Annotated in this window: 8 protein-coding genes and 2 pseudogenes; 5 read left to right on the forward strand and 5 right to left on the reverse strand. The window is 72.7% G+C overall.

Annotation, left to right across the window (positions count from 1 at the left end; translation table 11 throughout):
• From ABZ281_RS26045 to ABZ281_RS26055, 3 genes and pseudogenes are all read right to left on the reverse strand, one after another.
• Positions 1-209 (reverse strand): annotated as a pseudogene (locus ABZ281_RS26045) (hypothetical protein); the annotation flags it as partial.
• 157 nt (positions 210-366) lie between these two features.
• Positions 367-510 (reverse strand): annotated as a pseudogene (locus tag ABZ281_RS26050) (MFS transporter); the annotation flags it as partial.
• A 169-nt stretch (positions 511-679) separates the two neighbouring features.
• Positions 680-1,678: a LacI family DNA-binding transcriptional regulator gene (locus tag ABZ281_RS26055; protein ID WP_356659193.1), complete on the reverse strand. Its 999-nt coding sequence runs from the start codon at positions 1,676-1,678 to the stop codon at positions 680-682.
• A gap of 111 nt (positions 1,679-1,789) precedes the next feature.
• Here ABZ281_RS26055 and ABZ281_RS26060 point away from each other — a divergent pair, with 111 nt between their 5' ends.
• Positions 1,790-2,953, forward strand: coding sequence for a Gfo/Idh/MocA family oxidoreductase (locus ABZ281_RS26060; protein WP_356659195.1), 1,164 nt, complete (start codon positions 1,790-1,792; stop codon positions 2,951-2,953).
• Between the two features lie 39 nt (positions 2,954-2,992).
• On the opposite strand, the gene ABZ281_RS26065 is transcribed toward ABZ281_RS26060, so the two are convergent.
• A complete protein-coding gene (locus ABZ281_RS26065) occupies positions 2,993-3,604 on the reverse strand; it encodes a TMEM175 family protein (protein WP_356659197.1) in 612 nt (203 codons plus the stop codon).
• 63 nt (positions 3,605-3,667) lie between these two features.
• Positions 3,668-4,699, reverse strand: coding sequence for a LacI family DNA-binding transcriptional regulator (locus tag ABZ281_RS26070; protein ID WP_356659199.1), 1,032 nt, complete (start codon positions 4,697-4,699; stop codon positions 3,668-3,670).
• 108 nt (positions 4,700-4,807) lie between these two features.
• On the opposite strand from ABZ281_RS26070, the gene ABZ281_RS26075 reads away from it, so the two are divergent.
• The 4 genes from ABZ281_RS26075 to ABZ281_RS26090 all read left to right on the forward strand — a co-directional run.
• Complete coding sequence (locus ABZ281_RS26075) at positions 4,808-5,965, forward strand: phytanoyl-CoA dioxygenase family protein (protein ID WP_356659201.1); 1,158 nt, start codon at positions 4,808-4,810, stop codon at positions 5,963-5,965.
• Between the two features lie 8 nt (positions 5,966-5,973).
• The gene (locus ABZ281_RS26080; protein ID WP_356659203.1) at positions 5,974-6,750 is read left to right on the forward strand and encodes an SDR family oxidoreductase; all 777 of its coding nucleotides are present in this window, start codon (positions 5,974-5,976) and stop codon (positions 6,748-6,750) included.
• 44 nt (positions 6,751-6,794) lie between these two features.
• Complete coding sequence (locus tag ABZ281_RS26085) at positions 6,795-7,799, forward strand: Gfo/Idh/MocA family oxidoreductase (RefSeq protein WP_356659205.1); 1,005 nt, start codon at positions 6,795-6,797, stop codon at positions 7,797-7,799.
• A partial coding sequence (locus tag ABZ281_RS26090) for a Gfo/Idh/MocA family oxidoreductase (protein WP_356659207.1) occupies positions 7,796-8,516 on the forward strand: 721 nt, incomplete at its 3' end. The genes ABZ281_RS26085 and ABZ281_RS26090, both read left to right, overlap by 4 nt.

Here is an 8,516-nt window from a genome sequence, read left to right on the forward strand (position 1 = left end):
AGCCGTTCCCCGGCCCGTGCCGACGGCCGGTCCGGGCGCCGGGTCCAGCCGGCGAGACCCACCGTCGAGACGGCGACGGCGAGGACGGCCCACCAGGGCAGGCCCGCCTTGGTGGCGTGGCCGGCGCAGGCCGCCACAGCCAGGAGTGCCGTGACGGCACCTCCGGGCAGCCCGGTCCGCCGGGTGGGTCGTCGCCCCGTCGCGTCCACGTCCTGCTCCCCCTTCACCCACGCACTCGCATACCCCTGGACATCTCAACTCCCGGGCATATGCCGCAAACAATACGCGAGCCGGCGGGAACTCCCGACCAGGGCATAGGGGTTGAGACGGACATCGGGAGCTTTGTCAGTGCGCGCCCGGCAGCGCCCTGCCCGTGCCGGAGGTCCAGCCGACGGCGGTGGCGCGGCTGTCGGGGGCCGATCGGATCGAGACGGTCGCGTAGATCATCGTGTGGGTGCTGTCGAGGAAGACGCCGGTGAGGAAGACCACCGTGAAGGTGAGGGCGAGCGGTCTGGCCGGAAGTGATACCGAGGGCCCGCTCCTCGAGCGTGTGGGGCGGCACCGAGCCGTAGATGTACATGTGAGGCGGTCGTTCAGGCCTCGGGCCTGACCCCGGCACCGTTCCGCCCCGGTCCAGGTGATCAGCGGCCAGGACCAGGCGGGCGAGGGGGTTGCAAGGTCAGGGCGCCGGGGCCGTAGATCCCCGGATCTCCAGGGTGGGCGTGGCCAGTTGGACCCGGCCCGCTCCGCCGGCGCCCTCGAAGCGCTCCAGGAGGCAGCGGGCCGCACGCCGGCCGACCTCGTGACTGGAGTTGTCGGCCGTCGTGAGCCACACGTGCCGCAGCCGGGCGATGCTGGTGTTGTCGTAGCCCACGACGGACAGGTCGCGCGGGACGCGCAGCCCGAGTTCCTCGGCCGCCGAGAGCACGCCGATGGCGGCGATGTCGTTGACGGCGAAGACGGCCGTGGGCCGGTCGGGGCGGCTGAGCAGCCGGACTGTCGTGCGGTAGCCGCCCTCCTCGGTCATGTCGCTCGGCTCGACCACCGTCTGCTCCGCGAGTCCGTGCCGGTGCATCGTCGCCTCGAAGCTGCGGCGCCTCAGCCCGCCCACCGCTCCGTAACCCGCGATGTGTGCGATACGGCGGTGCCCGAGGCCGATCAGGTGCTCGGCGACCAGCCGGGCGCCGCGCTCATCGTCGCCCGCCACGACGTCCACGCCCGGCGGGGCCGGTTCGCGGGAGCCGGCCAGCACGACCGGGATCCTCTCGGCCACCCCGCCGAGGGCCGCCGGGTCGGGCAGCGTGCCGACCACGACCAGGCCGTCGACGCGCAGGTCGAGGAGCGGGTCGGCCGGGTCCTGGCCGGTGCGGCGGTTGAGGCGGGCGTCGGCCAGCAGCATGTGCAGGCCGTTGGCGTGCAGCAGGGAGTTCAGGCCGTCGAGGAGGTCCACGAACCAGGGGTTGCGCAGGTCGTTGAGGAGTACACCGACGGTTCGGGTGCGCTGCTCGCTGAGGCTGCGGGCGGCGGTGTTGGGCCGGTAGCCGAGCTCCCGGGCGGCCCGGAGCACGGCGTCCCGCTTCTCGGGGCGCACCTGGTCGGAGCCGCGCAGCGCGAGGGAGACCAGCGACTTGGAGACACCGGCCCGTTCGGCCACGTCCCGGATCGTCGGCGCTCTCATGGGATGGACCGTTCCATGGGGCGCCACGGCTTGTCAAAGGGTTGACAGCCTCGTCGAACCCCGCCCAGGGTGGCCTGGACAGGTTCTGGAACGGTCCAAAGAGGGGCTCTCATGGTGGACACGCTCGGCGTCGCCGTCATCGGATTCGGCTGGATGGGGCGGGTGCACACCCAGGCGTACGCGCGCGTGCGGCACCACTATCCTCAGCTGCCCCTCGTCCCGGAGCTGGTGACGGTCGCGGAGGAGGTGCCGGGCCGGGCGGAGGAGGCCGCCGCACAGTTCGGGTTCGCCTCGACGGCCCGGAACTGGCGCGAGGTGGCCGCCGACCCCCGGGTGGGGGCGGTCAGCATCACCGCGCCGAACTTCCTGCACCGCGAGATCGGCGTCGCCATGGCCGAGGCGGGCAAGCACATCTGGATCGAGAAGCCGGTGGGTCTGACCGCCGAGGACGCCGGTGCGGTCGCGGACGCGGTCGCCAAGGCGGGCGTGCAGGGAGCCGTGGGCTTCAACTACCGCAACGCACCCGCCGTCGAGGCGGCCCGCGAGCTGATCGCCTCCGGGGAGATCGGCACGGTCACCCATGTCCGCGTCCGGCTGTTCAGCGACTACGCGGCCCATCCCGAGGGCGCGCTGACGTGGCGCTACGAGCGGGAGCGGGGCGGCAGCGGGGTGCTGGGCGACCTGGCGTCGCACGGCGTGGACCTGGCCCGTCATCTGCTCGGCGACATCACGTCCCTGACGGCCGACACGGCGATCTTCCTCCCGGAGCGGGCCCGCCCGACGGGCGCCACGGCCGGTCACATCCGCGCCGCCGGGGGCGAACTCGGCCCGGTCGAGAACGAGGACTATGTCAGCTGCCTGCTGCGCTTCGCCTCCGGTGCGCGCGGCGTCCTGGAGGCCTGCCGGGTCTCGGTCGGCGAGCAGAACAACTACGGCTTCGAGGTGCACGGCAGCAAAGGCGCCGTGTTCTGGGACTTCCGCCGCATGAACGAGCTGGGGATCAGCCGCGGAACCACCTACCAGGACCAGTCCGTGACCACAGTGTATGTCGGCCCGGGTCATGGGGAGTTCGCCGCGTTCCAGCCGGGCGCCGCGAACGCCATGGGGTATGACGACCTGAACGTCATCGAGGCGTACCGCTTCCTCAGGTCGGTCGCCGAGGGCACGCCGCACGGAGCGACGCTCACGGACGCCGTGCACAGCGCGGCCGCGCTGGACGCCATGGCGCGGTCGGCGCAGAGCGGGAGCTGGGCGGAGGTGACCGGGCGGGGGTGACCCCCGCCCCCCGGGCCGGGCCCGGGCCTGAGCCCGCCCTCAGCTCGGGCGTTGGAGCCTTCGGCCCAGATGGGCCTTCACCGGCACGAGGACGAGCCACATCCACATGATCCCCGGGCCCGTCACCATGACCAGCGGGACGGTGGCGAGGAAGACCACCACCGACGTGGCGCTGTCGACGAGGTAGAGCGTGGTCGCGGCCTCGGAGGGCCTGTCGTGGCGCAGCCAGGGGCGCCTCGCCAGGACGGCGGCCACCCCGAGATGGCAGGCACCCAGCGCGGCGACGGCGCCCGCGTAGACGGCGACCGACACGGACTGAGCGCCGTACTCGGCGAGCAGCCGGGTCGGGAAGGGCACGAGGGCCGCGACGCCGAGGCCGACCATCGAGATGCCGATCACCTGGCCGTCGATCTCCCGGACGTCCTGGAAGATCCGCCGGTGGTCACGCCAGAAACTCCCCAGCACCGCGACGCTCAGCGCGTAGGCCCCGAGGTCCGGGAGCAGCTCACCCAAAGCGCTGCGGTAGGCGGCGGGGTCCAGCTCCCGGGGCACGGAGAGATCCAGGACGAGCAGCGTGATGGCGATGGCGAACACGCCGTCGACCAGGGCCACCAGCCGCTCGGGGCCGCCGTCCGGGCGCGAGGTCCACATGCGCCCGACGGTAGGGGCCGGCGCGGGGCTCCTTGCGGACCCACGCCCGGCCTCCCCCACGGATCACACGGCCGCCTGCGGGGGCATGTTGTACGGCGTCACCACCTGGATCGCCGACGGCAGGGTCGGTCCCGCCGGCGGCAGCGCGTCGTGGGCACGCATGACGGTGTGGCAGGCCTCGCGCACGTCCTGGCGCAGGTCGTGGTGGAGCACGGCGGACAGCCGGTGCTCGCACAGCAGGCGGGTGTTGTCGTGGTCGAGGTCGTGCGCGACGAACACCGCGCAGTCGCGGCCGAGGTCGTCGAAGGCGCGCAGTGTGGCGATGTTGCCGCCGCCGATCGAGTACACCGCGCGGATGTCGGGGTCGCGTTCCAGCGCGGCCCGGACGAGGTCGTACTGCGTGGCGTCCAGGCCCTGGCCCTCGGCGATCTCGACCAGCGTCCGCTCGGGGTGCCGGGCGCGCATGGCGCTGCGGAAGCCCATCTCGCGCTCCTCCTCGTTGCGGAAGAAGCCGCTGCTGAGGCTGGTGAGGATGTTGCCCGGGCGCTCTCCCAGCCACTGGCCCATCAGATACGCGGCCGTCGCACCGGCCGCCCGGTCGTCTATGCCGACGTAGGCGAGGCGGGCGCTGGCGGGCAGGTCGGTCACCAGGGTCACGACCGGGATGCCGGCGGCTTCGAGCCGGCCGACCGCGGCGGTGACCTCGGGGACGTCCGGGGCCTTGAGGATCACGCCCTGCGAGCCGCGCCGGGCGATCCGGTCCAGGATCCGCACCAGTTCCCCGGCCGGGCCGGTCTCGCGGAAGTGGAAGCGGGAGCGGAGCACCGCCGGACGCAGCGACGGCAGCTCGGCCTCCAGGGCGGCGCGGATCGCCGTGGTGAAACGCTCGGGTGCCTGCATCACGATGTCGACCATGAACGTCCGGCCGACGAGCCGCACCTGGGTGCGCTGCCGGTCGAGATCGGCGATGGCCTGACGGACCTCGCGTGCGGTGCTCTCGCGCACGCCTCCCCTGCCGTTCAGCACCCGGTCGACGGTCGCCTCGCTCAGGCCCGCCTGACGTGCGATCTCCCGGATCGGGAACGGGTGGCCCATGCGTCGGCTCCTTGAGGGGTTTTTGATGGCTCGCTGCTGGTTGTTCGAGGGGTTTGTACTGACAAGAATGACAGGGCTGCGTCGCTCCGTGACCCCGAAGGGACGACGATGTCCTTCACTTCCGTACACCACCGTGCCTGGCTGTCCGAACAGGACTGCGATCTCCACGCGTTCCGCGCGCTGGTCGAGCAGGCCACCGACCCCGCCGACTATCCGCACGCCTGTGCCGTGGAGCGGAACGTGCTCGTCTACGACTGCGGCCTGCTCGAAGGCGACCGGGTCGTCCAGGCCGAGCTGATGCGGGCGCTCGCCGGCGGGCCCGGCATCGTGGTCTTCCGCGGTGCCTTCCCCGACCTCGGGGTCGTGGACCGGGCCACCGACGTGTTCGAGGCTCTGATCGCCGAGCAGCGGGCCTCGGGTGCGGCGGCCGGTGACCACTTCGCCAGGCCGGGCGCCAACGACCGGGTGTGGAACGCGCTGGAGAAGGCGGCCCTCCACGACCCGGAGACGTTCGCCGACTACTACGCGAACGACATCCTGGCTCTGGTGGCGACCGCCTGGCTCGGCCCCGGCTACCAGGTGACCTCCCAGCTCAACGTGGTCAACCCGGGCGGCGCCGCCCAGACCGTGCACCGGGACTACCACCTGGGCTTCCTGTCGAACGAGGTCGCCGCCGCCTACCCGGCGCAGGTGCACCGCCTCTCCCCCGTGCTGACGCTGCAGGGCGCGGTCGCGCACTGCGACATGCCCGTGGAGTCCGGGCCGACGATGTACCTGCCGCACTCGCAGAAGTACGAGCCGGGCTACCTCGCCTGGCGGCTCCCGGAGTTCCGGGCGTACTTCGAGGCGCACCAGGTGCAGCTGCCGCTCGCCAAGGGCGACGCCGTGTTCTTCAACCCGGCCCTCTTCCACGCGGCCGGCACCAACCGCTCCGCGGACATCCGGCGCATGGCCAACCTGCTGCAGGTGTCGTCCGCGTTCGGGCGCGCGATGGAGACGGTGGACCGCGAGGCGGTGGCGGGCGCGGTGTACCCGGCCCTCCTCAAGCGCAAGGCCGAAGGCGCCGACCCGGCGTGGCTGGAGCACGTGGTCGCGACCAGCGCCGAGGGCTACCCCTTCCCCACCAACCTCGACAGCGACCCGCCGGTCGACGGCCTGGCCCCGCCCTCGCAGGCGGATCTGATGCGGCGCGCACTGCGCGAGGAATGGACACCGGAGGCGCTCCGAGCGGAGCTGCGGGCCGGTGCCGAACGGCGAGAGAGCTGAGGAACTCGATGGGACTTCTCGACGACAAGGTCGTCCTGGTCAACGGCGGCAGCCAGGGGGTCGGCGCGGCCATCGCGCGGGCCGCGGGTCGCGAGGGGGCGGTCGTGGCCGTCACCGGGCGGCGCCCGGAGCCCGGCGAGGCGCTGGTGGAGGAGCTGACCGCCGCCGGTGGCAAGGCGGTGTACGTCCGGGCCGACCTGTCGGACGCCGAGCAGGCCAAGGCCTCCGTGGCCCGGGTCGTGCAGACCTACGGCCGAGTCGACTGCCTCGTGAACTCCGCCGGTCTGACGTCCCGGGGGACGCTGCTGGACACCACGCCCGAGCTGTTCGACCAGCACATCGGGATCAACCTCAAGGGCCCGTTCTTCGCGATGCAGGCAGCGGTCACGGACATGGTGGGGCGCGAGGCGCCCGGCACGATCGTCAACATCATCACGTCGTCGGCGCACGGCGGGCAGCCGTTCCTCGCGCCCTACGTCGCCGCCAAGGCGGGGCTGATCGGCCTGACCCGCAACGCCGCGCACGCGCACCGGTGGGACCGGGTCCGGATCAACGGCCTGAACATCGGCTGGACCGCGACGGAAGGCGAGGACGCCACGCAGAAGGCCTTCCACGGGGCGGGAGACGACTGGCGCGAGGAGGCTGCCGCGAAGCTGCCGATGGGCAAGCTGGGGCAGCCGGACGAGATCGCCGACTTCGTGGTCTTCCTGCTGTCGGACCGGTCCGGGGTCGTCACCGGGTCGGTCATCGACTGGGATCAGAACGTGCTCGGTGGACTGGACTGACAACCCTCCGTAACACCCTTCCCCTCTCTAGGAGCAACACCCCCATGCGTATCGGAATCCTCGGCCTCGGCCGCATCGGCGCCTTCCACGCCGAGACCCTCTCCGGACTCGACGCCGTCGGCTCCCTCGTCGTCACCGACCCGTTCGCGGACGCCGCCAAGGCCGCCGCCGAGCGGTTCGGGGCCGATGTCGTGGACTCGCCGGAGGCGCTGCTGGCCGCCGGTGTGGACGGCATCGTCGTCGCGGCCGCCACGGACGCCCACCCGGCGCTGATCCTGGCCGGTGTCGAGGCCGGCGTCCCCGTCTTCTGCGAGAAGCCCGTCGCCAGGACCATGGCCGAGGGTGTCGAGGTGCTCAAGGCCGTCGCCGGCCGGGACGTGCCGATCCAGATCGGCTACAACCGCCGTTTCGACGCCGGGTTCGTCAACGCCCGGGCCGCCGTGCAGAGCGGTGAGCTCGGCAAGCTGCACACGGTCCGCTCGACCACGCTGGACCCGGCGCCGCCGCCGGCCGCGTACATCGCCGCCTCCGGCGGCATCTTCCGCGACTGCTCGGTGCACGACTTCGACATCATCCGCTGGGTGACCGGCCGCGAGGTCAGGGAGGTGTACGCCGTCGGCGGCAACCGGGGCGCCGACTTCATCAAGGAGGCCGGCGACGCCGACACCACCGGCGCGATCCTCACCCTGGACGACGGCACGATCGCGGTGGTCTCCAACTCCCGGCACAACGCCCGCGGTTACGACGTCCGCATGGAGATCCACGGCTTCCAGGACTCCATCGCGGTCGGCCTGGAGGACAAGCTGCCGCTGCGCTCCGTCGAGCCCGGGGTGATCTTCCCGGCGGGCACCCCGCACGACTTCTTCATGGACCGCTTCACCGACGCCTACCGCGCCGAACTGACCGCGTTCACCGAGGTCGTCGCCGGCACCCGCCCCTCGCCCTGCACGATCGAGGACGCCCTGGAGGCGGGCTGGATCGCCGACGCGTGCACCCTGTCCCTGCACGAGCACCGTCCCGTGACGATCGAGGAGGTACGCCAGGCATGAGCGAGAAGGGCCGGGAACCCCTGCGCATAGGTGTGCTGGGAGCCGCGCGGATCACCGAACGCTCCCTGATCGACCCGGCCCGGGCGACCGGCCACCGTCTCGTCGCGGTGGCCGCCCGCGACCGCGCCCGCGCCGAGGCGTTCGCCGCCGGGCACGGTGTGGAGCGGGTGGCGTCGTCGTACGCCGACCTGATCGCCGACCCCGACGTCGACGTCGTCTACAACCCGCTCGCCAACGGCCTGCACGGCCCGTGGAACCTGGCCGCCCTCGCGGCCGGCAAGCACGTGCTGTCGGAGAAGCCGTCGGCGAGCAACGCCGCGGAGGCAGCCGAGGTACGGCAGGCCGCCGGGAAGGCCGGAACGGTCTTCATGGAGGCCTTCCACTACCTCTTCCACCCGGTCACCCGGCGCCTGCACGAGCTGCTGGCCTCGGGCGAACTCGGCGAACTGCGCCACGTCGAGGCAGTGGTCGCCATCGCCGCACCGCCGGACACCGACCCGCGCTGGTCGCTGCCGCTGGCCGGCGGCGCCCTGATGGACCTCGGCTGCTACGGCCTGCACGCGGTGCGGATGCTCGCCTCCTGGGCGGGCGGCGCACCGCGCCTGGCCGCGGCCCGGGCCGGGGAGCGCGCGGGCGCCCCCGGGGTCGACGAGTGGCTGGACGCCGACCTGGAGTACCCCGGCGGCGCGACGGGCTCGGCCCGCTGCCCCATGGCCC

Source organism: Streptomyces sp. NPDC006265, assembly GCF_040613555.1.
Taxonomy (GTDB): Bacteria; Actinomycetota; Actinomycetes; order Streptomycetales; family Streptomycetaceae; genus Streptomyces.